Origin of the sequence: Aeromonas sp. MdU4 (assembly GCF_041929505.1) — a bacterium.
Classification (GTDB): Bacteria; Pseudomonadota; Gammaproteobacteria; order Enterobacterales; family Aeromonadaceae; genus Aeromonas.
In genome coordinates, this window is record NZ_JBHFMW010000025.1 from 39349 (window position 1) to 59215 (window position 19867).

The 19867-nt window shown below is 59.9% G+C and carries 16 protein-coding genes; 6 read left to right on the top strand and 10 right to left on the bottom strand.

From position 1 onward, the window contains the following. Positions 1–237: 237 nt before the first annotated feature. Positions 238–2499, top strand: coding sequence for an LTA synthase family protein (locus tag ACE1BR_RS15670; RefSeq protein ID WP_374871831.1), 2262 nt, complete (start codon positions 238–240; stop codon positions 2497–2499). A 96-nt stretch (positions 2500–2595) separates the two neighbouring features. Here the strand turns inward: ACE1BR_RS15670 and ACE1BR_RS15675 are convergent, their stop codons facing one another. Beyond that, a complete protein-coding gene (locus ACE1BR_RS15675; RefSeq protein ID WP_374871833.1) occupies positions 2596–3612 on the bottom strand; it encodes a S66 peptidase family protein in 1017 nt (338 codons plus the stop codon). A 252-nt stretch (positions 3613–3864) separates the two neighbouring features. On the opposite strand from ACE1BR_RS15675, the gene ACE1BR_RS15680 reads away from it, so the two are divergent. From ACE1BR_RS15680 to cysG, 5 genes are all read left to right on the top strand, one after another. After that, positions 3865–4707: a patatin family protein gene (locus ACE1BR_RS15680; RefSeq protein ID WP_374871835.1), complete on the top strand. Its 843-nt coding sequence runs from the start codon at positions 3865–3867 to the stop codon at positions 4705–4707. A 198-nt stretch (positions 4708–4905) separates the two neighbouring features. Then, complete coding sequence (asrA, locus tag ACE1BR_RS15685; RefSeq protein ID WP_374871837.1) at positions 4906–5964, top strand: anaerobic sulfite reductase subunit AsrA; 1059 nt, start codon at positions 4906–4908, stop codon at positions 5962–5964. A 1-nt stretch (position 5965) separates the two neighbouring features. Continuing rightward, positions 5966–6805: an anaerobic sulfite reductase subunit AsrB gene (gene asrB, locus ACE1BR_RS15690; protein ID WP_374871839.1), complete on the top strand. Its 840-nt coding sequence runs from the start codon at positions 5966–5968 to the stop codon at positions 6803–6805. A gap of 11 nt (positions 6806–6816) precedes the next feature. Then, positions 6817–7827, top strand: a complete 1011-nt coding sequence (gene asrC / locus ACE1BR_RS15695) for a sulfite reductase subunit C (RefSeq protein ID WP_374871841.1) — start codon at positions 6817–6819, stop codon at positions 7825–7827. A 196-nt stretch (positions 7828–8023) separates the two neighbouring features. Then, entirely contained in the window at positions 8024–9415 is a 1392-nt protein-coding gene (gene cysG / locus ACE1BR_RS15700) for a siroheme synthase CysG (protein WP_374871843.1), read from the top strand. A gap of 129 nt (positions 9416–9544) precedes the next feature. On the opposite strand, the gene ACE1BR_RS15705 is transcribed toward cysG, so the two are convergent. From ACE1BR_RS15705 to ACE1BR_RS15745, 9 genes are all read right to left on the bottom strand, one after another. After that, positions 9545–10147, bottom strand: a complete 603-nt coding sequence (locus ACE1BR_RS15705; protein ID WP_374871845.1) for a hypothetical protein — start codon at positions 10145–10147, stop codon at positions 9545–9547. Positions 10148–10438: 291 nt separating this feature from the next. Next, a complete protein-coding gene (locus ACE1BR_RS15710; RefSeq protein ID WP_236350395.1) occupies positions 10439–10756 on the bottom strand; it encodes a heavy metal-binding domain-containing protein in 318 nt (105 codons plus the stop codon). A gap of 171 nt (positions 10757–10927) precedes the next feature. Then, positions 10928–11722 (bottom strand): cell division protein DedD, encoded by a 795-nt coding sequence (gene dedD, locus ACE1BR_RS15715; RefSeq protein ID WP_374871847.1) that lies wholly within the window; start codon positions 11720–11722, stop codon positions 10928–10930. A gap of 74 nt (positions 11723–11796) precedes the next feature. After that, the gene (folC, locus tag ACE1BR_RS15720; RefSeq protein WP_374871849.1) at positions 11797–13056 is read right to left on the bottom strand and encodes a bifunctional tetrahydrofolate synthase/dihydrofolate synthase; all 1260 of its coding nucleotides are present in this window, start codon (positions 13054–13056) and stop codon (positions 11797–11799) included. A gap of 2 nt (positions 13057–13058) precedes the next feature. After that, positions 13059–13922, bottom strand: coding sequence for an acetyl-CoA carboxylase, carboxyltransferase subunit beta (accD, locus tag ACE1BR_RS15725; protein ID WP_374871851.1), 864 nt, complete (start codon positions 13920–13922; stop codon positions 13059–13061). Between the two features lie 119 nt (positions 13923–14041). Next, positions 14042–14851 carry a tRNA pseudouridine(38-40) synthase TruA gene (gene truA / locus ACE1BR_RS15730; RefSeq protein WP_374871853.1) on the bottom strand — a complete coding sequence of 270 codons (810 nt, stop codon included), beginning with the start codon at positions 14849–14851 and terminating at the stop codon, positions 14042–14044. Positions 14852–15039: 188 nt separating this feature from the next. Continuing rightward, on the bottom strand, positions 15040–17247 hold the full coding sequence (locus ACE1BR_RS15735; RefSeq protein WP_374871855.1) for a FimV/HubP family polar landmark protein: 2208 nt from the start codon (positions 17245–17247) through the stop codon (positions 15040–15042). Positions 17248–17516: 269 nt separating this feature from the next. After that, positions 17517–18533, bottom strand: a complete 1017-nt coding sequence (locus tag ACE1BR_RS15740) for an aspartate-semialdehyde dehydrogenase (RefSeq protein WP_374871856.1) — start codon at positions 18531–18533, stop codon at positions 17517–17519. Positions 18534–18718: 185 nt separating this feature from the next. Beyond that, on the bottom strand, positions 18719–19840 hold the full coding sequence (locus tag ACE1BR_RS15745) for a 4-phosphoerythronate dehydrogenase (RefSeq protein WP_374871857.1): 1122 nt from the start codon (positions 19838–19840) through the stop codon (positions 18719–18721). Positions 19841–19867 lie beyond the last annotated feature (27 nt).

The window sequence follows — 19867 nt, forward strand, 5'->3', positions numbered from 1 at the left end:
TATTGAGAGACTAAACAGCGCCCTCCTCACAGGCCAGCAGCAAAACACCATGATGACGCTTTCATCACATATTCCGTACAACCTCTGGATCGGGATCACATTTTGCAGGGTTGCACGGTAACCAAATATTCATTAAATGGTCATTAAATTGACAACCGGGAACCGGCCCCGCACCATCGGGTCAAACAGTATGCAGCCCTACTGCGTCTCTCTTACTTGCTCAAAGGATGAGCTGATATGACTCTCTTTCGCTCTGGTCGCTGGCATCTGCACGTCCCGAGCCTCTCCTCTCTGCTGCTGGCCCTCCTAAGCGGCTTGCTGCTGCTGACCCTGCTGCTGCCGCTGATCAATCCCGGCAGCTGGCTTGGCCGGGCTCAGCCACTGGTACTGGGGCCTGCCGATCATCCTCTGGCTACCCTCACCCGCCACGCCCTGCTCTATAAAAGCGACAGTCGCGGCCTCTATCTGGTGGTGCGCAGCCAGTGGCAACTGCTCAATCCCCTGCAACCGGGTGACAAGGTGCGGGTAGAGCTGCTCAACGATCAGGGCAAACGGATCGATGAGCTGAGCCAGCCGGTAGACAAGCGTCAGGTATGTCGCCACACCCGTTGCACCCTGGATCTCAACAGCACCCTGCGCGCGCCGGACGACGCGCTGGCCAGCCGTTATCAATTGCGGATCGGCCTGCTGCTGGCCGATCGCCCCGAGAGCGGCGACTTTAGCCAGATCCTGCAGACCCTGCCGGAGCAGGGTTTCAACCTCACCTATCTGATGGTCAGCCTGACCCTGGTGCTGGTGCTGAGCGCCGCCGTGCTCAGAGCCGTGCTGCCGAGGCTGCGCCGCAATCTGCGCTGGCGGATCATCGGCAGCCTGCTTTTGGGCAACCTCACCTTCGTGCTGCTGCACGGCTTCGTGGTGTTCAAACTGGGAGAATTTCTGCTCTGGTCAGGCTTTCGGCCGGAGCACTACTACCTCGCCTGGGGCAGCATGGTGCTGGGCTGGAGCCTCTGTGCGCTGGCCGGGTTTAACCTCTATATGGGGCTGGTCTTCACCGCACTGTCCGGCATAGGGCTGCTGGCCAACTTTATGAAGATCGCCATCTACGGCGTGCCGCTCGGCGGGGATGACTTCGGCAACCTGCTGGCACTGCTGCGGATCCTGCTGGATCAACATCCGATATTGCCCATCTTCGGCGGCCTGCTATGCCTGTTTCTCTGCTGGCGTTTCGCCCTGTCACGCTGGATCCTGCGCACAGCCGCCGCCACCGTGGCCTTCTTTGCGCTGTGCGTCTTTGCCACCCAAACCAGCAACAAGCTGCTGGGGGCCAACATTCGCTACGTGGACCGCGCGGTCAACTATCACAGGGATATCATCCGCTCCGGCCCCGGCCTCTATCTGTTCAATCTGGTGGACGAGATGCTGCAAAGCGGCAGCGTATTTCGCTACCCCTTGCAGATCAACGAGCTGACCCCGCAGCTGAGCCATCCACCTCAGGGCATAGCACCACGCTGGGATCTGGTGATCGTGCTGCAATATGAGTCGCTGATGCTCGACTGGCAGGGGCGGATCTGTGCCCCCGCGCCCACCCTCAACCTGCCCGCCAGCGTGCAGCAGTGGCACAAGACCATCCACTCCCCCACCACCGGCGGCATGACGGTGCTGGCAGAGTTCGAGATGAACACCGGCCTGCCGGTGGGGCTGCTCAAGCAGGGAGTCGTGCCCTACTACTACCTCTCGGATCAGGTGCCGGGCCTGGCCCGCAGCGCCAACCAGAGCGGCTACCAGACCCTGTTCGTCCACCCCTATGTGGAGAAGTTCTGGGGCCGCGCCAAAGCGATCCCGGCGCTGGGCTATCAGGAGCGCTGGTTCGACACCCGCTTCACCACCCTTGAGCACAAGGGGCTCTATATCTCCGATGATGCCCTCGTCGATCACCTGCTCAAACGCAGCGAACAGGATGACAAGCCGCTGTTTGCCTACGCGGTCACCATGCAGGGGCACGGCCCCTTCGATGGTCCCCGCTATCAGGGTCAGGAGCGCAATGGTGCCTGCCCGAACGAGAGCGAGAGTGACAAACAGCAGCTCAACACCTACTACACCGGTGTGGTGGATGCCATGGCCTCGCTGGAGCGGCTGCTCAAGGCCCTCGATCAGTCGGGCAAGCGCTATCTGGTGGTCGCCTTTGGCGATCACCAGCCATTTTTGATGTCGGCAGGCAAAGGCATTCATGGTGACAAACCGGCGCGCGATGCCACCTACCAGATCCCCATGATGGCCTTCGCCCGTGCCGATGATCCCCTCAATCTGGCGACCCAGTTTGCCCCGGTGCGCCAGCTTTATCAGATGGGTCAGGCGACCCGCCAGCTGCTGGCGGGGGATCTCACCCCCATCGAGGACAAGCCCCTGCTCCATCCGGTGCTGGGGGAAGAGAAGGGATTCGACGTCTCGCCGCTGGTGCCGCAGATCCGCGCCAGCTTCCGGGCCGATGCCCTGCCCTGACAATGTCATCCTCCAACAACAGACAAGGCCGCATCAGCGGCCTTGTTGTTTGACATCCATTTTTGACATGCCTGTTTTTCACATCAATTGTGACGCTCACCCGGCTTGCCACCAGGGCTGCAGCAAGGTGAGCTGCTGGCGGTCGAGATCCAGCTCAGCCTCAACGCCCAGCGGCAACGTCAGCATAGGGTGGGTATGGGCGCAATCAAACTCCGCAAGGATGGGGAAGGTCGGCTCCCCCACCACCTCCAGCAGGATGTCGAGTGGCCGCCGACCGCTGCCCTGGCTGTCGAACAGCTCGTGTTTGCCAAGCACGAGGGCATCGATCCGCTCAAACACCCCGCACAGCTTGAGGTGGGCAAACGAGCGCTCCACCGTCTCTGCCAAATGGAGGCTGTCCTCCAGCAGCAGAATGTCCCCTTGCTGGATGGCTGGCATATAGGGGGAACCCCAGATCCCCGCCATGGTGTTGAGGTTGCCGCCGATCAGCCGCCCCTGCACCCGACCAGAGCCCACCGATATCAGCCGATTGGGCTGACAGAGCTTGGCCCGGGTCTGGTTCTCCCAATCCAGTCGTTCATCAGTCCACTGCACCGGGGTCGGCACTGTGTGGGGCACGGCGGCGCCACCGGCCTGGCAGATCTGGCGAAAGCCCGACAGCGTCTCGTCCACCAGCGGCGGCAACTCGCCAAAAGAAGCCACCAGCGCCGGGCCATAGAAGGTAACCAAGCCAGTTTGGGCATAAATACCGAGCAGCAGCGCCGTCACATCGGAGTAGCCGACGATGATTTTGGGATCGCGCTTGAGCGCCTCAAAATCGAGGTAGGGCAGCAGGGAGTTGGAGTTGCTGCCGCCAATCACCGACATGATGCAGCGCACCTCGGGGTCGCGAATAAGGGCGTTGAGCTCTTCGGCCCGAGCAGCGATGGAGCCGGAACGCCAGTGATCCTGCTGGCCAGTCAGGCTACCGGCCTTGAGTTTGAAACCCTGCCCCTCAAGAAACGCCCTGGCACGGGCAAAACGGTTGGGGGCCCAGGCGGTCGCTGCACTGGAGGGGGAGAAAAAAGCGATGGTATCGCCACGTTTAAGCAGCGGGGGAACCAGTAACGTCATAAATTGCTAATCCTTGCCAATATCCAGCCATCACAGAACCTTTGAGACTCCTACAAAACCCCTGTTAGTACAACGAGTTTCACCTCTTTTGTTTAGAAATACGAAACGCTTAATTCATTATTAACAGATATTCTAAACGCCACGCCCTTCTTAGAATGACCTCATTGCGATGGCCAACCCCGGTTGGCAATCAGAACGGTCGGCCTGACAGCCCGAACGTGTTCTCTCCGACTTATCAATGAGGTGCCTGTCATGAACAAAACCGCATCCCCCAGCGCATTGGTTGTAGAAGGCGGCGCCATGCGCGGCATATTTGCCAGCGGCGTGCTGGATGCGTTTATCGAGCATGACTATCGCCCCTTTGACTTCGCCATCGGCGTCTCGGCGGGGGCCACCAACTTGCTGGCCTACCTTGCCAGCCAGCATGGCCGCAGCCACGACATCCTGACCGAGCTGGCCTGTACCCAGGAGTTCATGGATCCCCTGCGCTTTGCCAAGGGGGGCAATCTGGTGGATATCCACTGGCTGTGGAACACCAGCTGCCGCAAATACCCCCTCGATATTCACACCTACCGGGAGACCGGCATCCCCTTCTATGCGGTGGTGACCAATACCCTGACCGGCAAGGCGGAGTACATCCGGGTCAAACCGGAGAACATGAACGAGGTGCTGCCCGCCAGTTGCGCCATTCCCCTCGCCTCCCACGAATACCCGGAGGTGAACGGGGTGCCGATGACCGATGGCGGCGTCGCCGACTCCATCCCGGTGATCGAGGCCTACCGCCGCGGTGCCCGTCATATGACGGTGATCCTCTCCGAGCCGCTCGGCTATCGGCTCAAGCCGATGCCGTTCCCCTGGATGATCCGCACCCTGCTCAAGACCCGTCCCGCGCTGGCCCATGCCCTGGAGCAGCGGGATCGCAGCTACAACGAGGCGCTCGATTTTATCGCCAATCCGCCGGAGGACTGCCAGATCGAGGTGATCGCCCCGGCCGACTACTTCCCCGTTTCCCGTTTCACCCGCGATATCAACAAGCTGGAGATGGGATACGTGATGGGCAAGTGCGCAGGCTATCAGGCCGCCCTGCTCAATTGACAAGGGTTTTACAGGCATGACCCGACCTGCCGCGACGCAAGCGCCGCCCACAACAACAATCGGGTCAGTTGAGCAACATGAGTCATAAAAACAGACCGTGGCGAGGCAAGCGTGGCCAGCACAGGTGCCAGACACTCTGAGCGGCCTGCTCCTCATCCCTATGCCAGGGCAGCTCGCCCTCATACAAGGTGTTTATTTATGTCGTTTCTTCTCACCCATCCCGCGCTGGCGCAGCTGTTCGAACGGCTGCTGCCCGATTACCGGATCATGGCCCCCGCGGCCGAATATCGGGGCGGCCGCTTCTCTGACACCGACAACGTCACCTACCACAGCATCCGTCATCCGGCCGATCTGGTGTGGCAGGAGAAGTCCCACTTCTCCCCGAAAGAGGTGGTGCTCCCCATCACCCAGACCCTGTTTCACTTCGACAATCTGGAGCTGCGCGAATCCAGGGTGGAGGCCAAACCCACCCTGCTGTTCTTGCGCAGCTGCGATATTCACGCCCTGCGCCGACTGGATCAGGTCTACCTGAAAAACGGCCAGAACAGCGACGTCTACTACGCCCGGCTGCGCAGCAAGCTCAAGCTGGTACTGCTGGAGTGCCGCGAGAGCTTCGAGAACTGCTTCTGCGTATCCATGGGCAGCAACGAGACCCGAGACTACGCCGCCGCCATTCGTATTAGCGATGAGGGGGCCCGCATCGAGGTCAAGGATCCGGAGCTGCTCGGCTACTTTGCCGAACTGGGTGAATCCGACGACTTCACCCCGGAGTTTGTCCAGAGCAACCCGGTCAAGGTGCGCACCCCGGACAGCGTCTGTGACGACCCCCAGCGGATCCGCCAGATCCTCACCGCCCATCCGGTCTGGGCCGAGTACGACAGCCGCTGCATCGGCTGCGGCCGCTGCACCACCTCCTGCCCGACCTGCAGCTGCTACAGCGTGCACGACCTCACCTATGCGGAGAATCCCAAGCAGGGTGAGCGCCGTCGCCAGTGGGCCAGCTGCATGGTGGATGGCTTCAGCGACATGGCCGGTGGCCACGGTTTTCGCGCCAAGCATGGCGAGCGCTTGCGTTATCGCGCCCTGCACAAGGTCAACGACTACAAGGCCCGTCAGGGGGAGGAGCACATGTGCGTAGGCTGCGGCCGCTGCGACGATCGCTGCCCTCACTACATCTCTTTTAGCAACATCATCAACAAGATGACCGATGTGGTCGAACAGACCATCGCGGCCGACCACGCGCAGGGGGCGAACTGATATGTGCCAGTGCCAACAAACCGCAACAGAAGAACAGCAGCAGGACGTGGTCGAAAACCGCCTGCTGCCCAAGGCCTACACCATTCTGGCGATCGAGCGCCACACCGAGCTGGAGTGGAACTTTCGGGTCTCCCGCGACTTTGATGTCCACTACGGCCAGTTTGTGGAGATCTCCCTGCCCACCGTGGGCGAGGCGCCCATCTCGGTCTCCGACTATGGCGATGGCTATGTGGATCTGCTGATCCGCAAGGTCGGCAAAGTGACCGATGCGCTGTTTGCCCTCGAGGTGGGCGATCAGGTGTGGATGCGCGGCGTCCACGGCAACGGTTATCCGCTGGAGACCTATCGCGACCAGCACCTCATCGTGGTGGCGGGCGGTACCGGCGTTGCGCCGGTCAAGGGGCTGCTGCGCCGCTTCAGCAAACACCCGGAACAGGTGAAATCCCTCGACATGATCCTCGGCTTCAAGAATGAGCAGGCGGTGCTCTATCGCCACGAGATGCCGCTCTGGGCCGAGCAGCAGAACCTCATCGTCACTCTGGACGAGGGCAAGGAGAGCGAGCAGTTTCGCATCGGCCGGGTCACCGACTACATCGATCAGCTGGATCTCGCTGACAAGGAGGATATCCAGGTGATCGTGGTCGGTCCCCCCATCATGATCCGCTTCGTGGTACTCGCCTTCCTCGAGCGCGGCATCCCCAAGGATCGCATCTGGGTCGACTACGAACGCCGCATGGCCTGCGCCGTGGGCAAGTGTGGCCACTGCCGGATGGGCGACACCTATATCTGCGTGGATGGACCGGTCTTTCGTTTTGACCAGGCCCAGCATCTGATCGACTGAGGGAGAACACCATGAGTCTCGATATCGACATCATCAAGGCCCGCGCCAAGAACGAATACCGCCTCTCCAAGGTGCGCGGCGAAGCGATGATCAGCGTACGCATTCCCGGCGGGATCATGCCCGCCCACCTGCTGGCCGTGGCCCAGCAGATCGCCGAACAATACGGCAACGGTCTGATCCACCTGACCACCCGCCAGAAGCTGGCGATGCCCGGCATCAAGTATCAGGACATGGACAAGGTCAATGCCGCCCTCGAACCCTTTATCAAGGAGATAGAGGTAGAGACCTGCGGCATCGAGGTAGAGGACACCCGAGCCGGTTACCAGACCATCGGCGGGCGCAATATCGTCGCCTGTCAGGGCAACACCATCTGCCAGAAAGGCAATATCGACTGTACCGGGCTGGCCCAGCGGATGGAGAAGCACCTCTACCCCAACCCTTATCACCTCAAGATGGTGATCGCCGGCTGCCCCAACGACTGCGCCAAGGCCAACATGGCCGACTTCGGCATCCTCGGCATCGCCAAGATCAACTTCAATGCCGAACGCTGCATCGGCTGCGGCGCCTGCGTCAAGGCGTGCAGCCACCACGCGGTGGATTGCCTCGCCATCAAGCATGGCAAGGCGGTCAAGGAGGAGAGCAAGTGCATCGGCTGTGGCGAGTGCGTACTGGCCTGCCCGACCATGGCCTGGCAGCGGGATCCCAAGCAGCTCTACATGGTCAAGCTGGGGGGACGCACCAGCAAGAAGACTCCCCGTACCGGCAAGCTGTTCCTCAACTGGGTGACCGAAGAGGTGCTGCATGCGGTGATCAAGAACCTGTTCGAGTTCGAAGCCGAGATGCTGGATGGCAAGCCCATCTACCTGCACATGGGTCACCTTATCGACCGGGCCGGTTATCACAAGTTCAAGGAGCGGGTGCTGCGCGGCGTCACCCTCAATCCGGAAGCCATGGTCGCTGACCGCATCTTCTGGGCCGAAGATCAGTACGTCGCCAACATGCACGTCAAAGCGGTGCAATAGAAAAACCTCGTTTGGGGAAGCGTGATCAAGTGGCCGACACCGGTGGGGATCTGTCGTTGGCCCGGGCGTAGATCACCCTTCCCCTTTTTTATTCCCGTTGGGGGGCCTTTCCCCCAACCATCCCGGGTGCGTCACGACGCGCCCTGCTATCTCGCCCGACGCGGCATTGCGAACGGGCCAGCATCCGGAGCCTGTTATGGACTTTCTCCCTCTCTTTTGTCAGCTGCAAAACAAGCCTGTGCTTATCGTTGGCGGCGGTGAGGTGGCGGTGCGCAAGGCGCGCCTGCTGCTCGATGCCAAGGCGAAGATCACCATCAATGCCCCGCACCTAGAACCCCAGTTGATGAGCTGGGCCGAGCAGGGTCACCTGACCGTCTGCGCCGCCGATTTTCACCCCGAGCTGCTCGATGGCAAGTGGCTGGTGATCGCCGCCACTGACAACCCAGAGGTCAATCATCAGGTCTTTCACGAAGCAAACCTGCGCCAGATCTTCTGCAACGTAGTGGACTCACCCGCCCACTGCAGCGCCATCATGCCCGCCATCATCGACCGCTCGCCGCTGATGGTGGCCATCTCCAGCGCAGGCGCGGCGCCGGTACTGAGCCGTCAGCTGCGGGAAAAACTCGAAGCCATGCTGCCGCAGCACCTCGGCCAGCTCGCGGCGCTGGCCGGACGCCTGCGCGAGCGGGTCAAACTCATTCCGGACAAGCTGGCCCGCCGCCACTTCTGGGAGCGACTGTTCCGGCACGAACGGCTCGCCCGCCAGCTGGCCCGCGGCCAGCAGCTGGCTGCCGAAGAGAGCATCAACAAGCTGCTGCTCGAACCACAACAGAGTCAGGGCAGCGTCACCCTGGTGGGAGCCGGTCCCGGTGATGCGGGGCTGCTCACCCTGAACGGCTTGCAGCAACTGCAACAGGCGGATGTGGTGGTCTATGACCGGCTGGTATCGCAGGAGGTGCTAGCTCTCATTCGCCGCGATGCCGAGCGGATTTTCGTCGGCAAGGAGGCGGGCCGCCACTGCGTACCGCAACAGGCGATCAACCAGTTGTTGCTGGAGCAGGCCCGACGGGGCAAGCAGGTGGTGCGGCTCAAGGGGGGCGATCCCTTTATCTTTGGCCGGGGCGGCGAGGAGCTGGAGACCCTGGCCGAGGCGGGTATCCCCTTCTCGGTAGTGCCGGGCATCACGGCTGCATCGGGCTGCGCCGCCTATAGCGGCATTCCCCTCACCCACCGCGACCATGCCCAGCGGGTGCAGTTCATCACCGGCCATGATAAAGAGGGCAATATCGCCCAAGAGTGGTCGGCGCTGGCCGCCCCTCATCAGACCCTGGTTTTCTACATGGGGCTGGCCCACGCCGCCCGCATTCAGGATGAGCTGCAGACCCATGGCATGCCCGATCACACCCCGGTGGCGCTGGTGGAGCAGGGAACCCAGCTCAGTCAGCGGGTGGTGCGCGGTGAACTGCGGCAGCTGGCGGCACTGGCTCGGCGAGTGAAAAGTCCGAGCCTGATCATCATCGGCTCTGTGGTGACGCTGGCTGACAAGCTGGACTGGTATGGCGAAGCCAATACCATCACCAGCATCTGACGTGGCACTGTGCCCCGAGCAGCTTTGACAGCTGCGCAAACTGATAAGCCCCCAGACACAAAAAAGCAGAGACCGGCCAACCGATCTCTGCTTGTTGCATCACAAGGCGCGCGTTACACCGTGTACAGGTTACTCCAGCGTGATGGGGCCGGTATTCTGAACATCAGTGTCGTTCCAGTCACTCTCATCGCGAATGTGCGGATCCCCCTGCAAAGTGTAGAGGATGGTGCCCTGACGAAACTGCAACGCACCGTCGGTACGTTTAGCCTTCACCTTCACATCGTTTACCCATACCTGTTCTTTGCCATCAACTTGTATGATCGCGACGGTCGCCCCCGTCTCGCTATTTTTGGCGATCCATTTGCCCTGATAAGGTGAGTTACCCTTGGCCATCGGCAACGAGGTAGCCTTGCCCGCTGACCAGGATTGCACGGTGCAGATGCCGTTGGCGCGACGATCGTGTTTGATCGCGTAATCAATGCTGGGTTCACTGTCGGCAGAGTCAGAGGTAATGCCGATCATGATCTTGCCGCTCTGGGCAGAATAAGCGGTCGGAGCATCAGTCTTCAGAGTGGCCTTCTTGCCATTGATGTAAACACTGCCTCCCTGCGACTTGACCTGAATGTTCATCGGGCAACTGGCGGTAAAGTTAGGTACCGCTGCCGCCGCGCTACCAGCATAAGCAGCGATGGCCAGAGTGATAACAGTCAACAGAGCAGATTTTTTGTGCATCTTGATACGCCTTCAAGAAATAGTGGTTCAAGCAAAGTGGGTTCATCCGTGATGAGGTGTCGTCCTGATGGCATCCACTCTAGTTCAGCGGTTCAAGGCGACCCAGTTAAAAAAAATAAAACCCGCACCATTGGGTTATGAAAAAATATAAACATTTAAAATCATGACGTTACCGTCATTCTCACCTGTTTTTTTCAACACGCGAAACTCGCATCTTTACTCACTGTTGGGCATCAAAAAAGCCGATAACCCGGTTATCGGCTTCTTGTCTGAGCGGCGGGTGGCAGAATATCAGACCACCACAGCGGTACCGCTGATGCTCACCATCAGCATGCTGCCATTTTGCCCCACCACCTCGTAGTCGATATCGATGCCGACCACCGCATTGGCGCCAAGGGCCGCGGCACGCGCTTTCAGCTCGTCGAAGGCGATCTCGCGAGCGCGAGCCAGCTCTTTTTCATAGGCGCCAGAGCGGCCACCGATAATGTCGCGGATCCCGGCAAAGAGATCCTTGAAGATATTGGCACCGAGGATGGCTTCGCCCACCACGATGCCGCGGTATTCACGAATGGTTTTGCCTTCCAGCGTGGGGGTAGTAGATAGGATCATCTTGAACTCCTGTGAGTAGCAGAAGGCCCCAGACTACCCCAACGGCCCGCAAATCCCAACCGGGTGGTGGCCTGTACGACTCCGACCTTAAAAATCACGACGGCCAGATAAAAAAACACCGCGCACGGGGCGCGGTGTTGATGGCAGAGGGTCTAGCCCGCAGCAACGCCGTTACGGATTGTAAGAGACCACCGAGCCACTGAGGCCGGTCATCTGGGAGATCCGCCCCTGCATCCCCTGCAACTTGGCCTTGGAGACATCCGGCCCGATAAAGACGCGGTTGAGTTGACCCTGCACCGGTGTGCGTGGCGAGGTGTGGGCAGAGTAGCCTGCCGCCCGCAGCTTGCTCACCAACGCATTGACACTGTCGACGTTCTTGAAGGCGCCAAGCTGGAGGATCCAGCTGCCTTGCGCCGCGGCTGGCGCAGGTGTGGTCGGCTGGGTCATCTTGCTTTCAATCAGATCGTCGAGGGACTTGATCTGACCCGCCTGCGGTTTGGTCGGCGCGGGCGCCTTGGCCACTTCAACCGGTTTGGCTGGTGTCGGCTTGGGTGCAGGCTTGGGCTGTTCGACCGGTTTTTTGGCCACCACTTCCGGTTTGGGCGCAGGCTTGGGTTGTGCATTCGGTTGCGAATTGCCCGGTGCTGATGCGGCAGGGGTTGTCGCCGACTGCGCGCCACTGCCCTGACCGGCGAGGGTCATGGGATCGGCCACCTCTTCCACTTGCCACTGCTGGGCTGCAGAGGCCTGTTGCTGGCTGGCCAGATGATCGGCAGGCAAGGTGCTGGCCGCCGAGACCTGCAGCGCAGGCTTGGCAGGCTCCAGATCAGGACGCAGCGGGATCTTGGCAAACGCCTCCTCCTTTTGCGCCAGCTTGTGACCATCCAGCAAGTCCGGCAGGAAAATAACAACCAGAGCCACCAGGATGACGGTGCCCACCAGACGGTTTTGAAACTTCGAAGCCAAGTTGAATCCTACCTTTACCTAACTCAATACACGATTTGACTCCCCTGCTGCAGGCAGGGGAGCAAGGGTGCAGCCTAGGAAGCAACACCCGCCAGAATGTCGGCGACAGTGTAAAACGAACCAAACACAATGACCATATCGTCCGGACTCGATGCGGCCAATGCTGCATGATAAGCGGCGCTGACCTCATCAAACTCCCAGGCAGGCCCCTTGCCTTCCCCCAGCGCAGCAGCCAGCTGCGTAGCGGTGGCGGCGCGCGGGCCGGTCAGGCTGGCCAGATACCATTCACCGATCAGGCCATCGAGTTCGGCCAACGATCCCGCCATGTCCTTGTCTTTGAGCATGCCGACCACGGCGCGGCGCACGCCTGCGCAGGGCATTTTACGCAGCTGGGCAGCCAGATAAGCCGCCGAATGGGGGTTGTGGGCCACATCGACGATAACCAGCGGCGCATTTTGCAGTTGCTGCATCCGGCCAGCCAGTCGGGCATTGGCCAACCCGTCGCGAATGGCAGACTCCGGCAATGGCAAACCGAGGGATTCCAGCGCTGCCAGCACGGTCACCGCATTCATCAACGGCAAGGCGGGTTTGGGCAGATCCCGCCACTGGTGGAGACCGTGGTAATCCCAGCAGCTCTCGTGCTCATCGCCACGAAAATCGATACCGACCTGACGCAGGTTGGCGCCGAGGCGCTGCGCTTCGCTGGCGATGGTCGCAGGCGGATTGGGCTCACCGCTGATGGCGGGTTTACCGGCGCGATACACCCCGGCCTTCTCCACCGCCACCGCTTCACGGGTATCACCCAGCCAGTCGCAGTGATCGAGGGCAATCGAAGTGATCATCGCTACATCAGACTCCACCACATTGGTGGCGTCGAGCCGACCACCCAGCCCCACTTCCAGCAGCAACACATCGGGCGCGGCGCGGCAGAAGAGCCACAAACCGGCCAGGGTGGCGAATTCGAAGAAGGTGAGCGCAATCTCGCCGCGGGCCGCTTCCACTTCGGCAAAGGCCGCGCAGTGCTCGCTATCGGCCAACTCTTGCCCGTTGACCCGCACCCGCTCGGTAAAACGCAGCAGATGGGGCGAGGAGTAGACGCCGACCTGATAACCTGCGGCCATCAGAATGCTGGCGGCCATGGCACAGCTGGAGCCCTTGCCGTTGGTGCCCGCTACCGTGACTACCTTGAATGGCAGTTGGGTAAGCCCCATACGCCGGGCAACGGCACCGACCCGATCCAGCCCCATGTCGATATTGACCGGGTGGATCTGCTCCAAATAAGAAAGCCAGTCGACAAGCGACCGGCTTTGGGATTGTTGCATGTTTGAACTCATCTTCACTCTTCGATGACGTGAGTATTCAGCATTTTGGCAAGCAGGCTGGCCAGACGGTTACGCATTTCGCGGCGATCGATGATGAGGTCGATGGCACCCTTCTCCAGCAGAAACTCGGAGCGCTGGAAGCCTTCCGGCAATTTCTCGCGCACGGTCTGCTCGATAACGCGCGGGCCGGCAAAACCGATCAGCGCCTTGGGTTCGCCCACGTTGATATCACCCAGCATCGCCAGACTGGCAGAGACGCCGCCAAGGGTCGGGTCGGTCAGCACCGAGATATAGGGCAGACCTGCCTTGGAGAGTTTGTCCAGCGCCGCACTGGTCTTGGCCATCTGCATCAGGGAGAACAGTGACTCCTGCATACGCGCCCCACCCGAGGTGGAGAAGCAGATCAGACCACGCCCTTCCTTGATGCACTCCTCGACGGCACGCACGAAGCGGGCACCGACCACGGAGCCCATGGAGCCACCGATAAAGGAGAACTCGAATGAACAGGCGACAACCGGTACCCCTTTAAGGGTCCCTTTCATCACCACCAGCGCATCTTTCTCTCCGCTCTCTTTTTGAGCAGCAGACAAACGATCCTTGTAGCGCTTGGAATCCTTGAATTTCAAGACATCATGGGGCTCCAGCTCGGCACCGATCTCGGTACGACCCTGCTCGTCGAGGAATCGCTCGAGACGGGCACGGGCGCTGATGCGCATATGATGATCACACTTGGGGCACACTTCGAGGTTGCGCTCCAACTCTGCCCGGTAGAGCACCTGTTCACAAGCACTGCACTTGGTCCACACCCCTTCCGGAATGTTGTGACGACGAGGTGTAGTGATCTTGCTCTTGGGAAGAATCTTCTCAAGCCAGCTCATGGAATTCCTTAATGCTTTTGTGCCTGACAACACGCATCGAGCCTAGGTTGTTCAATGACTTACTAGCTCGATGGCAACAAATGACGGGTCATTAAACCACAATTTTTCGGGCGCAGTTACTAAAAACTGGTCGTACCCGGTGCCGAGTCCGGCAGCCACAGCGGGCCGAGCGGCAACTGCGGCAGGGCGAACTCTGCCGGGTAATCAACATCGACCAGATAGAGACCACCCGCCTTGGCGGTCGGCCCGGCCAGATTGCGATCCCGGGCAGCCAGCACCTCGGCAATCCACTCCACCGGTTTGAGGCCCTGCCCCACCAGCAGCAGTGAGCCGGTGATGTTGCGCACCATGTGGTGCAGGAAGGCATTGGCCTTGATGTCGAGCACGATGTAGGGGCCGGAGCGGCTGACGCACAGATGGGTCACATTGCGCCACGGGGTATTGGATTGGCAGGCGACGGCACGGAAGGTGCTGAAGTCGTGCTCCCCGAGCAGGCTCTGGCCCGCCTGATGCATCAGGTCGGCATCAATGGTCTCGTGATAGTGACTGACGCCACTGCCGAGGATCGCCGGACGGTAGTTATGGTTGTAGATAACATAACGGTAGCGACGGGCGGTGGCGCTGAAGCGGGCGTGGAAGCTCTCGTCCACCTGCTTGACCCAGCGCACGGCGATATCTGGTGGCAAGTTTGAATTGAGCCCCAGGGTCCAGGCCCCTTCGGCACGGCTGGCATCGGTATCGAAGTGGATCACCTGACCGGTCGCATGGACACCGGCATCGGTACGCCCGGCACACTGGATGGAGACGGGGTGGTTGGCGATCCGGCTCAGAGCCTTCTCCAGTTCAGCCTGGACGCTGATCACTTCACGCTGACGCTGCCAGCCGAAATACCGGCTGCCGTCATATTCAATACCTAGGGCAATTCGCATGGATAAACTTGTCTTGTTGTGAAAACGCAGGAAAGAAACGGGGCGGATTATACGCGCTCAGCCCGAAAAGTCCCATAAAGCTCACAATTGGCTGGCACGCCCGGCCTCAACCCCATTAAACATCACCATAAAGAAGAGGGCAGCCCACTGGCTGCCCTCGTTATGCTCATCCCGTTATAGAAGGTGACTCACCCCAGCCGTTTGAGCAGTTTCTCAGCCTCGGCACGCTGATGATCAGTCCCCTGCGCTGCCGCCTCTTGCAGCAATTCGCGGGCACTATCCTTGTCATCAATTTCAAGGTAGGCGCGAGCCAGGTCCAGTTTGGCTCCCACACCGCCGTCATCGGCGTCCACATCAAAGCCGGTCGATTCCGGCAGCACCTCGGGGAAGCCATCCAGCCCCACATCCAGCGAGAACCCCTGATAAGGCTCCTGCTCCGGTGCCGTTTCATCTGCTTCGGCCAGCAGCTTGTCAATCTCGACGTAACCGCTCGCCTGAGCCTGTTCCCGTGGCTGCAGATCTGCCGGATGAGCATCCACTTCGGCAAAGGCATCCTCAAAATCGGAGAGCGCCAATTCGTTGGGATCCCACTCCAGATCCAGTTCAGCCTCCTTGAGATCCAGCTCAGCCTCTTTGGCCTTGGGTGGCTCCAGACCGAGCTCTGCCAGCATCTCGTCGGCACTGGCCTCGTCACTCAAGTCGTCACTCAAATCAATGGCGTGCTCATCCTTGCTGGCCACCGCTTCATCAAACGCATTTTCAAAATCGCTCAAATCAAAGCTGGCAAGATCATCTTCAACCGCGGCAGTTGAGCCAGCAGCGCTCAGCTCAGGCTCCAGATCGGCCGCAAGATCCGCATCAAGCTCAGCAAACAGGGCTGCTTGCAGCTCCTCTTCGCTCATGACTTCATCAGCCGCCTTGGGCTTGGCACTGACCTGATTCGCCAGCTCCAGAGCTGGTTCGTTGGCCAGAGCGACAGGTTCGTCATGGGAAAGATCCAGGTCTGGCACCAGATCCGGGTCACGACTTACCCCCTGAGGAGGCATCCGTTCCGGTTCAAAACCTTGCAGATCCATCTCGTCATCATCGCTAAACACCAGATCGACATCCGGCTTGCCCTGCTCAACCGGCATGAAACCATCAGGGGTATTGAGATCCGGCACCGGACGCACCGGTTCGTTATCGGTGATATCAACACTGAGCAGATCGTCGAACTCGCTCTGCTCCTGATCCATCATCATGGCGGTAGATTCAGAGAGGCTCTTCTCCTGCTCTTCCAGCTCACGACGGGCACGAGCACGCAGCCACAGGGTCACCAGTGCCAGCACCAGCAACACCGGCAGCAGGATAATCATCGCCAGGTTCAAAGGCGACGAGAGCAAATCCATCAACCAGTTCTGCTTGGGCTCTGGCGCAGGCGCCACCGGCGGAACCGGTCTGGCCTTCAGCTCGGCAATCTCTTTTTGCAGCGCGGTCTGATCCAGCAGTTGAGCCTTGAGAGTCTCCACCTCTTCAGTCAGAGATTGCAGACGCAGCTTGAGCCTGTGGTTCATCTCGGTAACTTGGGCCAACTGGGCATTGGCATCTTCCAGCGCGAGAGTCATCTCGGTCGCCGGTTTGCCTACCGGTTTATCCAGATCAGAAGGCAAAGGAGCCGGAGTTGTGCCTTCTGCGGCGCTCGGGACAGGCGCGGGCACCACGGCCTCTTTCGGCTTCGGTGCTGACTCGCTCACCTTGGCGACTTCTTTTGTGTCCGCAACCGGTGGCGGTGTCACCACAGGCACTGGAATGGGCGCAGCTTTAGCCACAGGCAATGGCGCTGGCGCAGCCTTCGCCGGTTCGGACTTGGCCGCCTCGGGCTTCACTGGCTTGGTCTTGGTGGTATGCGCCTGCTTGTTGGCCAGATATTTGGGGCTGAGACCTTTCCAGCTGGCGTTGTCGCTACGGAACTTGGCGCGGGCTTCGGCATCGGTGATGACGCGCGCCTCCGCCTCGGTGGGCAGTGTAATACGCGAGCCCACCAGAATATGGTTGATGTTGCCATCGGCAAAACTGCGGGGGTTTTTCTCGTAGATCGCCACCATAGTCTGGTAGACGCTGACACTACTGGAGGGTCGATACTTGCTCGCCAGACTCCAGAGGGTATCGGTAGGACGAATAGGGCCATAGCTGCCGGGATTGGCGGTTGCCACCTGACGGACAATGGGCTGAGCGGTTGCCCGAACCGGTTGCGCCACGGGCTGGGCCAGCGGCTGGCTATTGACAGCGGGTGGAGCGGGCTCGTCAGGGCCTTTCAGTTCGACAAAAAACGGTTCCCGCGCAGAATCTTCAGCCTGGACGGTGCCCAGCAGACCCAATGCGAGTAGCGTTGCCAATGTTATGCGGGAATGTCCCATATTCGTTCCTTCGTAAGACGGCCCTATCACATTGAAAAATCTGGATAGTTACCCCAAAACAGTCGGTTCAATATAAATCAGGCTCGCCTTGCAAGCCAGCAATCCGACACATTTAGCACCCAACTTGCCTTTGAGTGTAGAAAAAAACTTAATCATTTGATATCACAAAAGAATCTTGAAACACCGCAGTGCGGTACCGGTCACACACCACGGTGTTTCCTCATCGGAGGCGCCCTCTTCTTTCAGCGCCCCCTCGTGGTTATATGACCTTACAGATAGTCACGAACCAGCAGTTCGGCAATCTGGACACTGTTGGTGGCGGCACCCTTACGAACGTTATCGGCCACGATCCACATATTTACACCATTGGGGTGAGAAATATCCTGACGAATACGGCCAACCAGCACCTCATCCTTGCCGGTGGCATCGCGCACTGGCGTCGGATAGTCCCCTTCATCCTCGAACAGGGTGACACCCGGCGCTTCGCGCAACAGATCCTTGACCTGCTCGGCATCTAGCGGTTGGTGCAGTTCGACGTGGACCGCCTCGGCATGGCCGTAGAAAACCGGTACCCGTACACAGGTAGGGTTTACGGCGATGCTGGCATCTCCCAGAATTTTCTGGGTTTCCCACACCATCTTCATCTCTTCGCGGGTGTAGCCGTTATCGGTAAAGCTGTCGATCTGCGGAATAAGGTTGAAGGCGATCTGCTGCGGGTAGAGCGTCGGCTCCACCGGACGGCCGTTGAGCAACTGCGCGGTCTGGCCAGCCAGCTCGCTCACCCCCTCCTTGCCAGAACCGGAGACGGATTGATAGGTGGCCACGTTAATGCGGGCGATGCCCACCTCGTCGTGCAGCGGCTTCAACGCCACCAGCATCTGGATGGTGGAGCAGTTGGGATTGGCAATGATGTTGCGATTGCGAAAATCGGCCAGCGCATCCGGGTTCACTTCCGGGATCACCAGCGGAATATCTTCGTCATAACGGAAGCAGGAGGTGTTGTCGATGACGATGCAGCCGTGCTCGGCAGCAATCGGCGCCCACTTGGCAGAGACCTCGGCACCGGCGGAGAACAGCGCGATCTGCACCTGACTCCAGTCAAACTCCTCGACATCGAGGATCTCGAGGTTCTTGCCGCCAAAGCGTACGGTATCACCGGCGCTGCGGCTGGATGCCAGCGGATAGAGGGTCGCTATCGGAAACTCACGCTCTTCCAGGATCTCGATCATGGCCTGGCCCACGGCGCCACTTGCGCCCAATATCGCGACATTAAACTGCTGGCTCATTCTGTTCTCCTCTAATAAAACTGCGATGACGCTGGCTAGCGCCATGGTCGGCAGGCGCTCGCTGCATGAGGTTGCGCTGCCTGATATGGCCAATCCGGTACAAACGTGTTCGCACCGTATCAGTAAAAACGGGGGTCAATGTGGCCAGAGCGGTTCACATCTTCCGGGTAATCAAAAGTGCCGATTCAGGGGCGTGGCAGCGCAAATCCCAGCGCACCCAACCTCTGGCTGGCAAATGCCCCCTCGACCTGCAGGGAGGATAGTTCACGGCGCTCCGGATAGTGCTTGCGCTGCTCATCAAAACTGCCGGGCACACCTAGTCGGGCACGGAAACGGGCATCGTCACGCCGCACGTCGTAGACCAGATGCACCAATTGCTTGATCAGCGCCTGATCCGGTGAGCGCCCTGGCACTACCGCCTGCACATCAGCGGCAGGCAATAGCTGGCTCAGATCCTGACGTGGCTGACGCCCCAACTGCTGGCAGAGCGCTTCATAGAGCATCCAGGTACCACGAGCCTTGCCCTCCAGGCTATAACCGGCGATATGAGGGGTCGCCAGTTCGGTATGAGGAACCAGTGCCTGCAGTGGCTCGGGTTCGTTTTCCCATACATCCATGACCAGTCGCAGCGGCTGATCGCCCAGCTGACGCATCAACAACGCCCGGTTATCCCACACCTCGCCACGAGATGCGTTGATGAGGATCTGCCCGGCCGGACGCGCAGCAATCTGCTCGGCATCCAGTAGATGGTAGGTGGCATCCATCCCATCACGGGTAATGGGCACATGGAAGCTGACAATGTCGGCGCCAAGGGCCGTCTGATAGTCAACAAAACCGGCATCTGGAGCCTTGCGCGCCTTGGGAGGATCGCAGCGCAGCACCCGCATGCCGATCGCCTCGGCTTTACCGGCCACACACTCACCGGTATTGCCCGCCCCGATCACTGCCAGCGTCATGGTACCGAGAGCGAGCTCGTAACGCTCCGCCAGCACCAGCAGGGCCGAGAGCACGTAGTCTCCAACCGAATACTTGTTGCAACCGGGGGCGCTGAAGAAAGGAATATTGCGACTCGCCAGCAGGGTTTTATCCACATGGTCAGTCCCGATGGTGGCGGTGCCAACAAAAGAGAGTTTGGGGCTGGTCGCCAACAAGTCGGCGTTGACGCGGGTCACCGAACGCACCAACAACACATCGGCATCTTGCAGATCGTGGGCCTGCATCTGCCGCCCTGGCAAGGCGACGACCTCGCCAAACTCGGCAAACAGCTCCACGGCATGGGGCATATTCTCATCAACGACTATTTTCATCGGGTTCTCTTTGGTCACTGCACGCCA

Bases quoted from the DNA above. Each gene is read 5' to 3' on its own strand.
- ACE1BR_RS15670 (WP_374871831.1), top strand. From the start codon at position 238: ATGACTCTCTTTCGCTCTGGTCGCTGGCATCTGCACGTCCCGAGCCTC.
- asrC (WP_374871841.1), top strand. From the start codon at position 6,817: ATGAGTCTCGATATCGACATCATCAAGGCCCGCGCCAAGAACGAATAC.
- asrB (WP_374871839.1), top strand. From the start codon at position 5,966: ATGTGCCAGTGCCAACAAACCGCAACAGAAGAACAGCAGCAGGACGTG.
- ACE1BR_RS15680 (WP_374871835.1), top strand. From the start codon at position 3,865: ATGAACAAAACCGCATCCCCCAGCGCATTGGTTGTAGAAGGCGGCGCC.
- truA (WP_374871853.1), bottom strand. From the start codon at position 14,851: ATGCGAATTGCCCTAGGTATTGAATATGACGGCAGCCGGTATTTCGGC.
- folC (WP_374871849.1), bottom strand. From the start codon at position 13,056: ATGAGTTCAAACATGCAACAATCCCAAAGCCGGTCGCTTGTCGACTGG.
- ACE1BR_RS15740 (WP_374871856.1), bottom strand. From the start codon at position 18,533: ATGAGCCAGCAGTTTAATGTCGCGATATTGGGCGCAAGTGGCGCCGTG.
- asrA (WP_374871837.1), top strand. From the start codon at position 4,906: ATGTCGTTTCTTCTCACCCATCCCGCGCTGGCGCAGCTGTTCGAACGG.
- cysG (WP_374871843.1), top strand. From the start codon at position 8,024: ATGGACTTTCTCCCTCTCTTTTGTCAGCTGCAAAACAAGCCTGTGCTT.
- ACE1BR_RS15675 (WP_374871833.1), bottom strand. From the start codon at position 3,612: ATGACGTTACTGGTTCCCCCGCTGCTTAAACGTGGCGATACCATCGCT.
- ACE1BR_RS15735 (WP_374871855.1), bottom strand. From the start codon at position 17,247: ATGGGACATTCCCGCATAACATTGGCAACGCTACTCGCATTGGGTCTG.
- accD (WP_374871851.1), bottom strand. From the start codon at position 13,922: ATGAGCTGGCTTGAGAAGATTCTTCCCAAGAGCAAGATCACTACACCT.
- ACE1BR_RS15705 (WP_374871845.1), bottom strand. From the start codon at position 10,147: ATGCACAAAAAATCTGCTCTGTTGACTGTTATCACTCTGGCCATCGCT.
- ACE1BR_RS15710 (WP_236350395.1), bottom strand. From the start codon at position 10,756: ATGATCCTATCTACTACCCCCACGCTGGAAGGCAAAACCATTCGTGAA.
- ACE1BR_RS15745 (WP_374871857.1), bottom strand. From the start codon at position 19,840: ATGAAAATAGTCGTTGATGAGAATATGCCCCATGCCGTGGAGCTGTTT.